General features: G+C 38.0%; 16 protein-coding genes. 6 read left to right on the top strand and 10 right to left on the bottom strand.

Going from position 1 to position 15558, the window contains the following annotated elements:
• The first annotated feature begins 11 nt into the window (after nucleotides 1–11).
• Both A5821_RS13890 and A5821_RS13885 read left to right on the top strand, forming a co-directional pair.
• Complete coding sequence (locus A5821_RS13890; protein WP_086315337.1) at nucleotides 12–767, top strand: DeoR/GlpR family DNA-binding transcription regulator; 756 nt, start codon at nucleotides 12–14, stop codon at nucleotides 765–767.
• Between the two features lie 24 nt (nucleotides 768–791).
• Nucleotides 792–1184, top strand: coding sequence for a tautomerase family protein (locus A5821_RS13885; RefSeq protein WP_086315336.1), 393 nt, complete (start codon nucleotides 792–794; stop codon nucleotides 1182–1184).
• 39 nt (nucleotides 1185–1223) lie between these two features.
• Here the strand turns inward: A5821_RS13885 and A5821_RS13880 are convergent, their stop codons facing one another.
• The 6 genes from A5821_RS13880 to rpsL all read right to left on the bottom strand — a co-directional run bounded on the left by A5821_RS13880 (nucleotide 1224) and on the right by rpsL (nucleotide 6788).
• Nucleotides 1224–1778 carry a DUF2812 domain-containing protein gene (locus tag A5821_RS13880; RefSeq protein WP_086315335.1) on the bottom strand — a complete coding sequence of 185 codons (555 nt, stop codon included), beginning with the start codon at nucleotides 1776–1778 and terminating at the stop codon, nucleotides 1224–1226.
• Complete coding sequence (locus A5821_RS13875; RefSeq protein ID WP_212637429.1) at nucleotides 1768–2106, bottom strand: PadR family transcriptional regulator; 339 nt, start codon at nucleotides 2104–2106, stop codon at nucleotides 1768–1770. The genes A5821_RS13880 and A5821_RS13875 overlap by 11 nt, the downstream gene beginning before the upstream one ends.
• Before the next feature lie 241 nt (nucleotides 2107–2347).
• Complete coding sequence (gene tuf / locus A5821_RS13870) at nucleotides 2348–3535, bottom strand: elongation factor Tu (RefSeq protein WP_010761693.1); 1188 nt, start codon at nucleotides 3533–3535, stop codon at nucleotides 2348–2350.
• 138 nt (nucleotides 3536–3673) lie between these two features.
• Nucleotides 3674–5761 (bottom strand): elongation factor G, encoded by a 2088-nt coding sequence (gene fusA / locus A5821_RS13865; protein ID WP_069635477.1) that lies wholly within the window; start codon nucleotides 5759–5761, stop codon nucleotides 3674–3676.
• A gap of 80 nt (nucleotides 5762–5841) precedes the next feature.
• A complete protein-coding gene (rpsG, locus tag A5821_RS13860; RefSeq protein ID WP_010761695.1) occupies nucleotides 5842–6312 on the bottom strand; it encodes a 30S ribosomal protein S7 in 471 nt (156 codons plus the stop codon).
• Between the two features lie 56 nt (nucleotides 6313–6368).
• A complete protein-coding gene (gene rpsL, locus A5821_RS13855; RefSeq protein WP_086315334.1) occupies nucleotides 6369–6788 on the bottom strand; it encodes a 30S ribosomal protein S12 in 420 nt (139 codons plus the stop codon).
• Nucleotides 6789–7383: 595 nt separating this feature from the next.
• On the opposite strand from rpsL, the gene A5821_RS13850 reads away from it, so the two are divergent.
• The 4 genes from A5821_RS13850 to gpmA all read left to right on the top strand — a co-directional run bounded on the left by A5821_RS13850 (nucleotide 7384) and on the right by gpmA (nucleotide 12247).
• Nucleotides 7384–9819 carry an Ig-like domain-containing protein gene (locus A5821_RS13850; RefSeq protein ID WP_086315333.1) on the top strand — a complete coding sequence of 812 codons (2436 nt, stop codon included), beginning with the start codon at nucleotides 7384–7386 and terminating at the stop codon, nucleotides 9817–9819.
• Nucleotides 9820–9941: 122 nt separating this feature from the next.
• On the top strand, nucleotides 9942–10619 hold the full coding sequence (rpiA, locus tag A5821_RS13845) for a ribose-5-phosphate isomerase RpiA (RefSeq protein ID WP_086315332.1): 678 nt from the start codon (nucleotides 9942–9944) through the stop codon (nucleotides 10617–10619).
• Between the two features lie 131 nt (nucleotides 10620–10750).
• The gene (locus tag A5821_RS13840; protein WP_086315331.1) at nucleotides 10751–11338 is read left to right on the top strand and encodes a recombinase family protein; all 588 of its coding nucleotides are present in this window, start codon (nucleotides 10751–10753) and stop codon (nucleotides 11336–11338) included.
• 222 nt (nucleotides 11339–11560) lie between these two features.
• Nucleotides 11561–12247, top strand: a complete 687-nt coding sequence (gpmA, locus tag A5821_RS13835; RefSeq protein ID WP_010770613.1) for a 2,3-diphosphoglycerate-dependent phosphoglycerate mutase — start codon at nucleotides 11561–11563, stop codon at nucleotides 12245–12247.
• Between the two features lie 43 nt (nucleotides 12248–12290).
• Here gpmA and A5821_RS13830 read toward each other — a convergent pair whose 3' ends face one another.
• The 4 genes from A5821_RS13830 to A5821_RS13815 all read right to left on the bottom strand — a co-directional run bounded on the left by A5821_RS13830 (nucleotide 12291) and on the right by A5821_RS13815 (nucleotide 15555).
• Nucleotides 12291–12626: a hypothetical protein gene (locus A5821_RS13830; protein ID WP_086315330.1), complete on the bottom strand. Its 336-nt coding sequence runs from the start codon at nucleotides 12624–12626 to the stop codon at nucleotides 12291–12293.
• A 33-nt stretch (nucleotides 12627–12659) separates the two neighbouring features.
• Nucleotides 12660–13850, bottom strand: a complete 1191-nt coding sequence (locus tag A5821_RS13825; protein ID WP_086315329.1) for an iron-containing alcohol dehydrogenase — start codon at nucleotides 13848–13850, stop codon at nucleotides 12660–12662.
• A gap of 152 nt (nucleotides 13851–14002) precedes the next feature.
• Entirely contained in the window at nucleotides 14003–14710 is a 708-nt protein-coding gene (gene deoD, locus A5821_RS13820; protein WP_010766242.1) for a purine-nucleoside phosphorylase, read from the bottom strand.
• Between the two features lie 26 nt (nucleotides 14711–14736).
• Entirely contained in the window at nucleotides 14737–15555 is an 819-nt protein-coding gene (locus A5821_RS13815; RefSeq protein ID WP_086315328.1) for a purine-nucleoside phosphorylase, read from the bottom strand.
• Nucleotides 15556–15558: the final 3 nt, after the last annotated feature.

Raw genomic sequence — 15558 nt, 5'->3', positions numbered from 1 at the left:
GGTTACAGAATATGAAATTACAACGGATTCAGCAAATTGAAAATTACATACAGCAACAAGGCAGTATTTCACTTGATGAACTATGCCGTGTTTTCAATGTCTCTAAAAACACCATTCGTCGCGATATCAATGAATTAGAGAAAAGGGGAACCTTGAAAAAAGTCTATGGCGGAGTAGTTTATGTAGAAAATAATCTGGTTTCATTTGAAAATCGAAACATTCATAATCAAAAAGAGAAAGAACAGATTGGTCAAAGAGCTGCTGCATTGATCGAAGAAGATGATTTGATCTACATCGATTCAGGGACAACTACTAGTCAAATTCTAAAACACATCGATTCAGAACTGCCATTTACCTTACTCACGAATAATCTCGATATTATCAATCTTGCGGCTGCCATGAAAAATGTCCAACTTATTCTTATTGGTAATAGTTACAAAAGAAAGACACGTTCTTTTGTAGGGATCGAAGATGAAGCTGTTGTGACAAGATACAATATAAACAAAGCTTTTATGGCAGCCACTGGGGTCTCGATCACAAGCGGCTTGACCAATTCAGATTTGATGGAGTATCGGATAAAGAAAATGATTGTTCAACGAACGAAAGATATTTATTTACTCGCGGATAGCTCGAAATTTGACCATTCCACTTTACTCACTTACTCTCCTTTAGAAAGTATTAAAGGAATCGTCACTACAAGAGATATACCTGAAAAGTATGTAGAGTTTTGCACCACACATACGATTGAACTGTTATATAGCAATTAGAAATATTAAAAAGGAGGAGACAACTTGCCACTACTAAAATTTGATTTGGTCGAAGGTCGCAGCAAAGAAGAAATACAAGCGATACTTGATGTCGCTCACTCCGCAGTTTTAGCATCCTTTAATGTTCCAGCAGGCGATAGATATCAAATCGTGACTCAGCATAAATCTTTCGAAATGGTGATGGAAGATACTGGATTAGGTTTTAAAAGAGATCCTGCTAAAATGATTTCGTTAACTGTCATCAGCCGAGAAAGAACCACAGCTCAAAAAGAAAAATTCTATCAGCTACTCTCACAACAGCTAGACGCGTTATGTGGGATCACACCCGAAAACTTACTTATTTCTTTCATCATCAACAATGATGCGGATTGGAGTTTTGGCTTCGGGGAAGCACAGTTTCTGACGGGAAAACTTTGAGATATAAAAACAGACTGAAGAAATTTCTTCAGTCTGTTTTTATATCTGCTCTTCTCTTTTGATAATACGATTGAGCTTCAAAAAATTTTTTAATTGAACTCCTACTAACACAATCATAATCACTCCATAAATTGCTAAGAACATCAGCAAAATATTGCTTCTTCCATCACTTCTATTTAACAATAAAGGGACTAAGTACATTAACGGAAATAGCGTTAAAAGAAGAATCATACTTTGAAACCTGACTACTTTCTTAGCCATCTCCGCACGAGATGGAGCATCATTAAAAATTACATTTTCCTCTTCTAATTCAGATTTTGGTTTTCTAAAATAATGCCAATTACCAAATTTATAGAAATAATCCCAACCGCAGTCTTCAAATAATTGCAAATATTCTTCAAGGTCCTTTCCTTCTTGTTTAAAATCTAGCTGGTATACATAATCTTCTGATTCACTTTTTTCAAAGATATACGTACTAAATGGTACCTTGAGATCCACCATTTTCCAGCCATTTTTATGTTGTTCTTGCAAAAATTTCTCTTCCTCCAAATAATCTGCCAACTCGAAGCGTTTTCTGATTTTTTTATACTCCATTCTTTTTCTCCCCAATACTATTTTTATATAACCTTTTAATTCTATTGATTTCGTGTAGGAGTATTTCTTCTCCCAGCTCGGTGATCAAATAGCTTTTCCTCCTATTTTCTTCTTTGGTCACTCGAATCAGACCGTCTTTTTCCATCTTGCTGAGGCTCCCATACATTGTACCAGCGCTAACAATAATTTCTTGATCTGTCAATTCTCTCACGTATTGAATAATGTTATACCCATGTCGTTCTTCTCGAAGGGCAAATAAAATATAAAACCCTGTTTCAGTCATTGGTATGTAAATTCTTTTTAGTTTATCTTCCACCAGCTCATCCATTCCTCTCACGGTATATCGAAGTTCGATACATTGTACCACTATATTATATCGAACCTCGATATATGTCAAGTTAATTTTGATTTCTTAAAACTATGTACGTAACTGAACTAAAAATTTTTCCAATCCGCCTATAAAATTAATCACAAAAAAAAAGCCGAAGGGAAATCCCTTCGACTTACGTCCGAGTACGCCGATGTTTTACGTCGGTTTTGTTGCTTTATATTAAATCGTTAAATTTAAATTATTTAGTGATTTCAGAAACAACGCCTGAACCAACAGTACGTCCGCCTTCACGAATAGAGAAACGAGTTCCGTCTTCGATAGCGATTGGGTGGATTAATTCAACGTCCATTGCAACGTTATCACCAGGCATTACCATTTCAACGCCTTCTGGTAATTCAACTACACCAGTTACGTCAGTTGTACGGAAGTAGAACTGAGGACGGTAGTTAGTGAAGAATGGAGTGTGACGTCCGCCTTCTTCTTTTGATAAAACATAAACTTCAGCTTTAAATTTTGTGTGTGGAGTGATTGAAGCAGGTTTTGCCAATACTTGTCCACGTTCGATATCTTCACGTGCAACACCACGTAATAAAGCACCGATGTTATCGCCAGCTTCAGCGTAGTCTAACAATTTACGGAACATTTCAACACCAGTAACTGTTGTTTTAGCTGTATCTTCTTTAATACCAACGATTTCGATTTCGTCACCAACGCGAACTTCTCCACGTTCAACACGGCCAGTAGCAACTGTACCACGTCCAGTGATTGAGAATACGTCCTCGACTGGCATCATGAATGGTTTGTCAGTATCACGAGTTGGAGTTGGGATGTACTCGTCAACTGCAGCCATTAATTCCATGATTTTTTCTTCGTATGAAGCGTCGCCTTCTAATGCTTTCAAAGCAGAACCAGCGATAACAGGAGTGTCGTCACCTGGGAAGTCATATTCAGATAATAAATCACGAACTTCCATTTCTACTAATTCTAATAATTCTTCGTCATCTACCATATCCATTTTGTTTAAGAAAACAACGATGTATGGTACACCAACGTTACGTGATAACAAGATGTGCTCACGAGTTTGAGGCATTGGACCATCAGCAGCAGATACTACTAAGATAGCTCCATCCATTTGTGCAGCACCAGTGATCATGTTTTTAACGTAATCCGCGTGTCCTGGGCAATCCACGTGCGCGTAGTGACGAGCATCAGTTTCATACTCGATGTGAGAAGTGTTGATTGTGATACCACGTTCTTTTTCTTCTGGAGCGTTATCGATATCAGCATAGTTTTGAGCTTCACCGCCACCGTGTTTAGCTAACACAGTTGCGATTGCAGCAGTTAATGTAGTTTTACCATGGTCAACGTGTCCAATAGTACCAATGTTTACATGGGGTTTAGAACGGTCAAATTTTTCTTTAGCCATTTTAAATGTTCCTCCTAAAATATATGAATTTTATTTTATTTGATAGATAGTGACAACTACCTGATCATCTTTAATTAGTTTAACCGAAATCGGTAGAAAATCCTAGTCATAAATAAGCTTACGCCAATTTCTTAACTATTATGCGTTGTTTCCGCCATTTTTCTTGATGATTTCTTCTTGTACAGATTTTGGTACGTCTTCATAGTGGTCAAAGACCATCATAAATGTACCACGACCTTGTGTTGCTGAACGTAATGTTGTAGCGTAGCCGAACATTTCAGCTAGAGGCACCATCGCGTTAACGATTTGTGAGTTACCGTGTGCTTCCATTCCTTCAACACGTCCACGACGACTTGTAACGTGTCCCATGATATCACCTAAGTAATCTTCTGGTACAGTGATCGTTACTTTCATCATTGGTTCTAAGATAACTGGATTAGCTTTCTTAGCAGCCGCACGTAGAGCCATAGAAGCTGCTACACGGAAGGCTGTTTCATTTGAATCGACATCATGGTATGAACCATCGTAAAGTTTTGCTTTAATATCAACTAATGGATATCCAGCAAGAACACCGTTGTTCATAGATTCAGCCAAGCCTTTTTCAACCGCTGGGATGTATTCACGAGGAACCACACCACCGACGATGGCATTTTCAAATTCAAAACCTTTTCCTTCTTCGTTTGGTGTAAATTCAACCCAGACATGTCCGTATTGACCTTTACCACCAGACTGACGTACAAACTTACCTTCTGCCTGAGTTAAAGGCGCACGGAAAGTTTCACGGTATGATACTTGAGGAGCACCAACGTTTGCTTCAACCTTGAACTCACGTCTCATACGGTCTACTAATACGTCTAAGTGCAATTCGCCCATACCAGAGATAACTGTTTCACCAGTTTCAACGTTTGTTTCAACGCGGAATGATGGATCTTCTTCTGCAAGTTTTTGCAGCGCCACACCCATTTTATCTTGGTCAGCTTTTGATTTAGGTTCAACAGCAACTTGGATAACTGGTTCTGGGAACTCAATTGATTCAAGAATAACTGGTGAATCTACCGCACATAAAGTATCACCAGTTGTTGTATCTTTCAATCCAACAGCGGCAGCGATATCTCCTGAGAACACTTTGTCGATTTCTTTACGTGTGTTCGCGTGCATTTGTAAAATACGACCGATACGTTCTTTTTTGTCTTTAGAAGCGTTCAATACGTATGAACCACTTTCAAGGACACCAGAATAGACACGGAAGAATGTTAGACGACCTACGAATGGGTCAGTCATAACTTTAAATGCTAATGATGCAAAAGGTGCTTCGTCATCAGCAGGACGAGTTGTTTCTTCGTCTGTTTTAACGTCAATCCCTTTGATTGCATCAATATCTAGTGGTGATGGCAAGTAATCAAGAACTGCATCAAGCATTATTTGAACACCTTTATTTTTAAAGGCAGACCCACACATTACTGGGAAGAATTCAACGTTAATCGTTGCTTGACGGATACCCGCTTTTAATTCTTCGATTGTAATTTCTTCACCGTCTAAATATTTCATCATTAGGTCTTCATCAGTTTCAGCAACAGCTTCAACTAATTTTTCACGCCATTCAACTGCTTGATCCATATATTCTTCTGGAATTTCAGTTTCTTGAATGTCAGTACCTAAATCATTTGTATAAATTTCAGCTTTCATCGTAATTAAATCGATGATCCCTGTGAAGTTATCTTCTGAACCAATTGGTAATTGGATTGGATGAGCATTAGCTTGTAAACGATCATGTAATGAGTTTACAGAGTATAAGAAATCCGCACCGATTTTATCCATTTTATTACAGAAAACAATACGCGGAACTTTATAATCAGTTGCTTGACGCCAAACTGTTTCAGTTTGAGGTTCCACGCCTGATTGTGAGTCAAGAACGGTTACAGCACCATCTAATACACGTAGTGAGCGTTGAACTTCAATAGTGAAATCCACGTGTCCTGGTGTATCGATGATATTTACACGGTAACCTTTCCATTCTGCAGTTGTTGCAGCAGATGTGATAGTAATACCACGTTCTTGTTCTTGTTCCATCCAGTCCATTTGTGATGCACCTTCGTGTGTTTCACCAATTTTATGGATTTTACCAGTATAGTATAAAATACGCTCTGTTGTTGTTGTTTTACCCGCATCAACGTGCGCCATAATACCGATATTACGAGTGTTTTCCAACGAAAATTCTCTTGGCATTCTAGGTTTCTCCTCTCTTTATTTAAATCGATTGTAAAGTGACTGTCTGCAGTAAAGTTAAATTACATACAGAGAGGATCTTACCAACGATAGTGTGCAAACGCACGGTTAGCGTCCGCCATTTTGTGTGTGTCTTCACGTTTTTTAACAGAAGCACCAGTGTTATTGGCAGCATCCATGATTTCTTTCGCTAGACGTTGTTCCATTGTATGTTCACCGCGTAGGCGAGCATAGTTAACAACCCAACGTAAACCTAAAGTTGTACGACGTTCCGGACGAACTTCAACTGGTACTTGATAGTTAGAACCCCCAACACGGCGAGCTTTTACTTCTAGTACAGGCATAACGTTTTTCATTGCTTGTTCGAAAACTTCCAATGGATCGTTACCTGTAGATTCTTTGATGATATCAAATGAATTATAGATGATATTAGCAGCAATCCCGCGTTTTCCATCAACCATTACACGGTTGATCAAGCGAGTTACTAATTTTGAGTTATAAATTGGATCTGGTAAAACATCGCGTTTTGTAACAGGACCTTTACGTGGCATCCGTAACTCCTCCTTCCGAAAATTCTTTATTATATAAGACCTTAGTGATTGTCAAATTATTTAGCAGCTTTAGGCATTTTAGTACCATATTTAGAGCGGCTTTGTTTACGATCTGTAACACCGGCTGTATCAAGCGCACCACGTACGATATGATAACGTACCCCTGGTAAATCCTTTACACGTCCACCGCGTAATAGTACCACGCTATGTTCTTGTAAGTTGTGACCAATACCTGGGATATAAGCTGTTACTTCGATTAAGTTAGACAAACGAACACGGGCATATTTACGTAAAGCCGAGTTAGGTTTTTTAGGTGTCATTGTTCCCACACGAGTACAAACCCCACGCTTTTGTGGTGAATTTACGTTCGTTTGAGATTTCTTAAAGCTATTATATCCTTTGTTTAACGCTGGTGAATTAGATTTATCCACCTTTGATTTACGAGGTTTACGTACTAATTGATTAATTGTAGGCATTCCTTGTTTCCTCCTTCCTCATTTCGCATCTAGTCCCACACATCCAGGTGGTTCTTTTTTAGCGATAAAAAATAATGCAATCTCTGCACTTATTATCAAATATGCTTCGATAGACAGTCAGCACGTCTCAACGAGAGACCTGTAGATAAAGCACCTTTGATAGCATATCACGTCATGTTTTGTTTGTCAACCTCTGTATTTTATTTCTATTTCAACTCGTTAAAACTTGAATATCCCCAATCAAAATATTTTGCCAACTACTTATATTAGCAAGGAATAAAAGAAGATAGAATACAGACATTTAGAAGGAACTAAAAACCAACGCTTCTATTAAAATATATGAACTTTCTGCATAAAGCATTAGATTTGGTCAACTCAACTATATAACATGACTTTTTCCAATTGGATGACACTGCTGTCCAATCAATCCGTACGCACTCACTTCTTCTTTCCACATTCCCATCAGTTTTATCATGATATTTCCTATAATATAAAAAATATAACAAAAATATTTATAATTCTTTTTAAAAAATATATTTGACCTAAAGGAATATAATAAGTACAATTGTGATTATATCAAAAGGGAGGCTCTAAAATGAAAACACACACAACAACTGCAATTAATACTACTTATCAAAAAATAAAAGTAAAAAAACACCGTTATTTATTTTTTTGTATCACGCTCATATCCTTTTTATTTTTGTTACCAAGCCGCAACTATGCAACAGATTTACCAGAAAAGTACGACCCTAGAGAACTAGGACTGACCACACCTGTTAAAACACAAACTAGAGGACTTTGTTGGGCATATGCAGTAAATTCAGCGCTTGAAAGTTATTTAATGATGTCAGGGGAAACGCATGATTTTTCTGCAAATTACTTTAACTATTTACTTGCAAGGGATGCTACGGGAACAATTGGGGAAAATCCGTACGCACATTCTATCAACAGCAATGGAGGTAATTTGGATCAAGGATTTGACTCTGCACCTGCTTTGACTGCACTGCTAGATTGGTCTGGTCCTGTGAGAGAAACAGATTTTCCAAATAGTATTACTGGAGCTCAACCTTTATCTCTATGGGAAAATCTTCCTGAGCAAAAACACGTTCAAAATGTGATCAACATGAACTCGGTGCCGCTAGATATCAGTGCGGAAGAAAATAATCAACGCGTACAAAAAATCAAGGAATATGTCCATAAATACGGAAATGCCATCCAACGAAATCGAATGTATGTTGGCTACGAAACAGGTCACGCTTCCCAGTTTATTCCCAAAGACCGTGTCGGCCCTGTAAATCATGTTACGACTATCGTCGGTTGGGATGACTCGTATAGCAAAGATACTTTTGTTTATACTCCTTCACAAGATGGTGCATTTATTGTCAAGAATAGTTGGGGAACTTCATGGGGCGATGGCGGCTATTTTTATATCTCTTATGACGATTTTCAATTGAAACGTTCTGATATCGACATCATCTCTCTGGTAGAACCTACTACTAACTACTATAAAAAATATAATTCAGCACTAGAAAACATTGGTTCTTTGATGTCTATCCCTTCAGACAAAACTAGAACTATCGCTAATTCTTATAGTCGTGATAGCAACACCAAAGAGAAACTATCTGCGGTTTCGTTAAAAACTCTTTATGAAAAAACAGCCTATGAAATTTATGTATTACCTTCTGGAAAACCAACGAAAAACTTGGATGGCTTTATTAAAGTCAAAGAAGGGATCAAAAATGACATCGGCACAGAAACCTTTTCTTTAGACACCCCTGTAACATTATCTGGGTCAGATTATTCAATCGCAGTCGCTTACCGCTCACTCGATCCAAATAACAAATGGCTACCAGTAAATTCAAAATCAGGTGACAACGTGTTGGGTGACAGCTTCACACTCACTGATCGAGGTTCCTGGTACAAAGAAACCTATCGTAATTATTTCATTGCCGGCTTTACTAATCTCGCAGTTGAACAAGTTCCTAGTAATATTAATATCTCAGAAAAAAATGTTCAATTAATTGTCGGGGACAATCATCAAGTAAAAGCAACCCTAACACCTGAAGATGCGACTTATCCTGAGATTGGCTTCAAAAGCAATACACCCAAAATTGCTACAATCAATAGCGATGGAACAATCAATGCTCTGCAAGAAGGTAACGTAACTATAGAAGCTTTTTCTACAAGAAACCCAAACATTACAGCTACTGTCCAAGTAACCGTAACTGATAAACCTAAAATAGATAAGATAGAATTGAACCTATCCGCACTGTCACTAAAACGCAATGAAAAAGCGACCATCACAGCTAAGACATCGCCAGAAAACGCTCAACCAGAAAAAATCATTTGGAAAGCCGAAAACCCACTTATTGCAACGGTTGATGCTAATGGCGTCATTACAGGTCAAGGAACTGGCGATGGAAGAATATTTGCTATGACAAGCGATGGACGCATTAAAGCTGAATGTGTAGTAACGATTGCTCCTAGCACGTATAATGGCGGGTTCACTTCACTTGAAATGGCGACTGATTTACGAAATAATCAACGTTCCTATTTATATGTTGATGATCCATTAAATGACATAATCTACCTACGCTACGGAAAAGGAATTATATTAAACAGTAAAGATAATTGGTCTGAATTCCATTTGACTACGCCTCAAGGCAGAAAGCTAAAATTACTAGACTATCCAGTAATTTCTTGGCATAACATTTCAGAAACCAAGCAATTTGAGCCTAATATCATAATTGAATATTCTACAGATGGAACAACTTTCTCATCAGAAAAACCTGCACTACATGATTTAGAAGGATTTCGTATTACTTTAGATGCTAAAATACCTGAACAGATATTGCTATATGCTGACTTAAAAATGAAAGCCGATAATCTTCAACCAGAAGACAAAAATAAACGCTACTTACCATTAAAAATTGCTTCTGGCGACACTATATACTCCCCATCAGAAAAAATACATTCTGACGGTGAAACAACAAATTGGATTACTCGCTGGAATTTATACTTTGCTAATTAAAGAGACCATCGTTCCTTGCTTTTCTACTCCTAAAAATTTTGCTCGTCGCCTTGATTAGACTATCTTTTTGTACCGTTTAACGGTACAATATCTTTGATTATTTGAAAGGGGCTAACAAGTGAATGAATCTTAAACAAATGGCAGGGATAGAAGCAGCAAAATATGTAAAAGATGGGATGATTGTAGGTCTCGGTACCGGATCTACTGCAAAATTCATGGTAGATGAGATTGGTCGCCGTGTAAAAGAAGAAGGATTATCGATCATCGGTGTAACAACCTCAAAAGAAACGGAGCGTCAAGCACAAGAGTTGGGTATTCCTTTAAAAGGGATCGATGAAGTTCCTTATGTTGACCTAACAATTGATGGAGCAGATGAAATCAGTGAAGATTTCCAAGGCATCAAAGGGGGCGGAGCTGCTTTATTATTCGAAAAAATCGTTGCGACCTACTCAAAAAAATGCATTTGGATCGTGGATGAATCAAAGCTTGTGAAAAAACTTGGTAAGTTCCCGTTACCTGTAGAAGTAGTTCCATATGGCAGCCAACAGTTAGTTCGTTTATTTGAAGAAAAAGGTTATGCTCCTATTTTACGAAAAACAACTGGGGGAGAAACATTAATCACTGATGGCGGTCACTATATCATTGATCTTCATTTAGAAGAAATAGCAGATCCAATCGCTTTAGGTACTTACTTAGATCAATTAGTAGGTGTGGTCGAACATGGATTATTCCTTCAAATCGTCTCAACTGTTATCGTCGGTGGAGAAACAGGTCCTAAAACTATTCATGTACCCAAATAACGAATTATTTGAATAAGATTTGAAAAAAAAGAATAGCATTAAAAAAAGATAAAAAAACAACTACCATTTCGTTCGTTTATATGCTACATTTTTAGTATCCTATTTTACTTTTTTATTAGAAAGGACGAACGATGAAAACAATTGGTTATGCACGAACAACAATTACCGATAACGATTTAGAGGCTCAAATCAAAGTGTTATCTGAATACGGCTGTGACGAGGTTTATCATGAATCTTTCGAGTTCACAGATGACAAACACCTCATTTCTGAGCTGGAGACTGTCCTTAATAGTTTAGAATCAGGCGACACCTTAGTCATCTGCCGCTTGAATCGCCTAGGACGTTCTACACGTCAATTAACTGAATTGACACAAACGTTCAAAGGTTCTGGCATTCATTTAGTCAGCCTAGACGAAGAGATCGATACTCGACATCCCATGGGAGAAATTTATTTCAAGTTAATGAATGGTTTGGCGACGATGGAATGTGATTTAATCAAAGAACGTACTCTAGTCGGATTGAATAATGCGCGAAAAAAAGGCAAAATCGGCGGACGACCCAAAATAGATGGACGAACCGTAAAAAAAATACGACACTTATACCACGAAAAGAAAGAGACGATTCAATTTATCTCTTCAAAATGCAACGTTTCTGTCGGTACTTGTTACAAATACATCAATTTATCTGACGAAGATGTTGCGAAGCTTTCTCAAGATTGATAACAATACAACCACTTAATTTTTTAGGAGAGCACAGTGTTCTGGCGCTCTCCTTGTTTGTGCCCTCTTCTTTTTTTATTAAGGAGACTTACCCGTGCTCACTAACTTAAGCAGCACTTTCAGTATTTTCCACTAATTTACAATGGAAATCTATTTTAAAACGGTGTACAATAGAAAAGGAAATGAAAGTTTCAGAAACTACAACTCAAAGGAGAGCTATACATGCCAAAATTAGTATTTTCTCGTCATGGACTTAGTGAATGGAATGCGTTAAATCAATTTACAGGTTGGGCTGACGTAGATTTAGCACCAGAAGGTGTTGAAGAAGCAATCGAAGGCGGACGCAAAATCAAAGAAGCTGGAATTGAATTTGATGTAGCTTATACTTCTGTATTAACTCGTGCGATCAAAACATGTAACTTACTTTTAGAAAACTCAGATCAATTATGGGTTCCACAAATCAAATCTTGGCGCTTAAACGAACGTCACTATGGTAAATTACAAGGTTTAAACAAAAAAGAAACTGCTGAAAAATATGGAGATGACCAAGTTCACATTTGGCGTCGTTCTTACGATACTTTACCTCCATTGATGGAAGCAACAGACGAAGGTTCTGCTGCAAACGATCGTCGTTATGCAATGTTAGACCAACGCGATATTCCAGGTGGAGAAAACTTAAAAGTTACTCTAGAACGTGCATTACCATTCTGGCAAGACGAAATTGCCCCTGCTTTACTAGACAACAAAACTGTTTTAGTAGCAGCACATGGTAACTCTTTACGTGCCTTAGCAAAACATATCGAAGGTATTTCAGATGAAGACATCATGGATCTTGAAATCCCAACAGGCCAACCACTTGTTTATGAATTAAACGATGACCTAACAGTAGCTAAAAAATACTACTTATAAAAAAGAAAGACCGCTGAAACCTTATCGTTTCAACGGTCTTTTTTTATTTTTCTAAATTTTCTTTCAAGCGTTTGAGCCAAATAGAGATGCTATCTTGTTGTGTCACAAATTCAAAATCAGACATATTATATTGAACATAGTATCGTTCATCCACAAAACGCACCATGATCGAAGATCGTACTTCTTCCTCTAATGCATCTTTTTGTAACTCTTCGCGGTAAAATATCCAACTTGTCGCCGAAACATCCTTAGAGGCCTGTAAATCCTTTTGGATAATTTGGCTAATCGTTCCTATTAAACCCATTTGCTCTATATCTTTAAAATAAGCATACCAAAGTGTTCTGTTTTCAGCATACGTTTCATCAAACAATTGTTTCATAGAATCGTCCCTTTCTCAAGTCGTTGATTTTAGTTATACAAAGTTAGTTTCTGTTAAACATTCACGATAAATCGCTTCAACATCTGATTCAGTTAAGGGAACAAACGCATCTGTTTTAATCGTACTGTGTGCAACTGCTTGTTTCGCCATCTCACCAAATTTTTCCTCATCGATCCCAACAGCTGGCAATGTCATTGGAATATCACAAGCTTTAAAGAAATCGTATGTTGCTTGAATGCCTTTTTTCGCCGCAAGCATGGGATCTTCTTCTGTGATTCCCCAAACGTTATGGGCAAACTGAGCAAATCTAGCGACTGTTTGTTCCGAAAGTACATAATTCATCCAACGAGGTGTTAAAATAGCTAAGCCAATTCCATGCGTAATATCATAAAATGCGCTTAACTCATGCTCCATCGCATGACACGACCAAACACCATGTTTGCCATTTCTTGTTAATCCATTTAATGCTAAACTACTTGACCACATCAAGTTCGCGCGAGCATCGTAATTATCAGGTGTTTCTAATGCAATCGGGCAATTCTTGATTACTGCACGCATCAAGCCTTCTGAAACAAAATCTTGTACATCTGTTCCTTCCGTGATATTAAAATAACTTTCAAATAAGTGACTTAATATATCAGCAGAACCTGCTGCTGTTTGATAAGCTGGTACAGTAAATGTCGTGGTCGGATCTAAAAATGATACTTTGGGCATCATTGCTGGCCCACCAACACCTAATTTTTGGTTTGTAGCTAAATTGGTGATTACGGCGCCAATATTCATTTCGCTCCCCGTTGCAGCTAAGGTTAAAATCGTCACAATCGGCAGCGCTGCACCTTGGAATCCTTTGCGTCCTGCTATGACTTCCCATGGGTCTTCATCACTGTAAAAACCTGCCGCAATCACTTTAGAACAATCGATCGTCGATCCGCCACCTACAGCTAAAATGACATCGATCTCATTTTCCCGGCATAATGCTACGCCACGACGAACCGTTTCAATTCGAGGATTGGGCTCCACACCGCTCAATTCCACCACTTTATTTTGATTCTTTTCAAGTAAGTCGATAACTTGATCGTACAAACCATTTTTCTTAATACTGCCGCCGCCATAAACGAGCAATACATTTTTACCATATACATCCAATACATCTGTTAACTCTGTTGCCAAACGATCTTTCCCAAAGCGAATATCTGTCGGTACGTAAAATCTAAAATTATCCAATTTTTCTTCCTCCGTTCAATTTAGGTTTCTTATTATATGATAGTTCATCAAAAAAGAGTGTCAAGAAAACAGACCTTTAATTTCACTCGATTAAATCGTAGTATAAAAACAGCTCCGTCTATAAGCAGGAGCTGTTTTACTAACTATTTTTATTAACTGTTGATTGCTGTTTCTAGACCGACTTCGATCATATCATTGAATGTTGTTTGACGTTCTTCAGCAGTTGTTTCTTCACCTGTTACTAGACTATCACTAACCGTCATGATCGCCAAAGCTTGCACATCAAATTTAGCTGCTAAATAATATAATGCTGCAGCTTCCATCTCGATTGCTAAAACGCCTAATTTCCCTAATTCAAAAACGCCATCCATACTATCTTTATAAAAGACATCATCCGATAAGACATTCCCTACATGCGTTACGAAACCTTTTTCTTTTGCTGTTGTGTAGGATTTCAACAGCAAATCAAAATCAGCGATTTGCGGAAAGTCGTACTTAGGAAAATCATTTCGGATCATTGATGATGGTGTCGCTGCCGCTTGAGCGATCACTAAGTCTCTTACATGTACTTTCTCAGAGATAGATCCGCAAGTACCAACACGAATCAATTTTTTCACATCATAAGAGTTGATCAACTCATGGGCGTAAATAGTCGCAGAAGGCATTCCCATCCCTGTTCCTTGAACAGAGACACGTTCCCCTTTATACGTACCTGTATAGCCTAACATTCCTCTGACTTGGTTATAACATACTGGATTTTCTAAAAAAGTTTCCGCGATGTATTTTGCACGCAGAGGATCTCCCGGTAATAAAATTTTATCTGCGATTTCACCTGGTTTTGCTTCGATATGAACGCTCATATTTTTTCTCCTTTATACTAACTCTTTTATAGTTCAGCTAATGTTGCTTTGATCAATTCTTTAAACTGCGCCTTAACACGTTCTGTTGTTTCAACAACTTCCGCATGGTTCAAACTACTTTGCATACCAGCAGCTAAGTTTGTGATACATGAAATCCCTAAAACTTTCAAACCACTATGTGCTGCAACAATCACTTCTGAGACAGTCGACATGCCAACTGCATCGGCTCCCATCACACGGGACATACGAATTTCAGCTGGTGTTTCATAGGTTGGACCTGAATAGCCCATATAAACGCCTTCTTGTAATGGTACATTTTGTTCTTTTGCCACTTTTTTAGCAATTTCAAAGTAAGCAGGTGTATAAGCATGACTCATATCTGGGAAACGAGGACCCATCGCTTCGTCATTCTCACCAATTAGCGGGTTATCGCCTGTAAAGTTGATATGATCTGTGATCAACATCAAATTACCTGGAGTGAAGTTTTCGTTCACACCGCCAGCGGCATTTGTTACGACAAGCGAATGTGCCCCCATTGCTGCCATTACACGAACTGGATACGTCACTTTTTGCATCGAGTGACCTTCATAATAGTGGAAACGTCCTTGCATAGCCAAAACTTTTTTCCCAGAAAGTGTACCATAAACTAACTTACCAGCATGTCCAACAACCGTTGAAACTGCAAAGTGGGGAACTTCTGAAAACGGAATAGCAATCGCATCTTCGACTTCATCTGCCAACTCACCTAAACCAGAACCCAGAATCAAACCAAAATCAACTTCTCCAATGCCTTTTTCTTTTAAAAACGCTGTTGTCTCTGTTAACATTTCACCTAGTTTTGTCATTAT

The sequence above is a fragment of the Enterococcus sp. 7F3_DIV0205 genome (assembly GCF_002141365.2).
GTDB lineage: Bacteria > Bacillota > Bacilli > Lactobacillales > Enterococcaceae > Enterococcus_L > Enterococcus_L palustris.
Note: the sequence above shows the minus strand (reverse complement) of the source record. Positions and strands in the feature narration are given on the sequence as shown.

Excerpts from the sequence above, each read along its gene's own strand:
- A5821_RS13890 (WP_086315337.1), top strand. The coding sequence starts at position 12 with ATGAAATTACAACGGATTCAGCAAATTGAAAATTACATACAGCAACAA.
- A5821_RS13880 (WP_086315335.1), bottom strand. The coding sequence starts at position 1,778 with ATGGAGTATAAAAAAATCAGAAAACGCTTCGAGTTGGCAGATTATTTG.
- A5821_RS13875 (WP_212637429.1), bottom strand. The coding sequence starts at position 2,106 with ATGGATGAGCTGGTGGAAGATAAACTAAAAAGAATTTACATACCAATG.
- tuf (WP_010761693.1), bottom strand. The coding sequence starts at position 3,535 with ATGGCTAAAGAAAAATTTGACCGTTCTAAACCCCATGTAAACATTGGT.
- fusA (WP_069635477.1), bottom strand. The coding sequence starts at position 5,761 with ATGCCAAGAGAATTTTCGTTGGAAAACACTCGTAATATCGGTATTATG.
- rpsG (WP_010761695.1), bottom strand. The coding sequence starts at position 6,312 with ATGCCACGTAAAGGTCCTGTTACAAAACGCGATGTTTTACCAGATCCA.
- rpsL (WP_086315334.1), bottom strand. The coding sequence starts at position 6,788 with ATGCCTACAATTAATCAATTAGTACGTAAACCTCGTAAATCAAAGGTG.
- A5821_RS13850 (WP_086315333.1), top strand. The coding sequence starts at position 7,384 with ATGAAAACACACACAACAACTGCAATTAATACTACTTATCAAAAAATA.
- rpiA (WP_086315332.1), top strand. The coding sequence starts at position 9,942 with ATGAATCTTAAACAAATGGCAGGGATAGAAGCAGCAAAATATGTAAAA.
- A5821_RS13840 (WP_086315331.1), top strand. The coding sequence starts at position 10,751 with ATGAAAACAATTGGTTATGCACGAACAACAATTACCGATAACGATTTA.
- gpmA (WP_010770613.1), top strand. The coding sequence starts at position 11,561 with ATGCCAAAATTAGTATTTTCTCGTCATGGACTTAGTGAATGGAATGCG.
- A5821_RS13830 (WP_086315330.1), bottom strand. The coding sequence starts at position 12,626 with ATGAAACAATTGTTTGATGAAACGTATGCTGAAAACAGAACACTTTGG.
- deoD (WP_010766242.1), bottom strand. The coding sequence starts at position 14,710 with ATGAGCGTTCATATCGAAGCAAAACCAGGTGAAATCGCAGATAAAATT.
- A5821_RS13815 (WP_086315328.1), bottom strand. The coding sequence starts at position 15,555 with ATGACAAAACTAGGTGAAATGTTAACAGAGACAACAGCGTTTTTAAAA.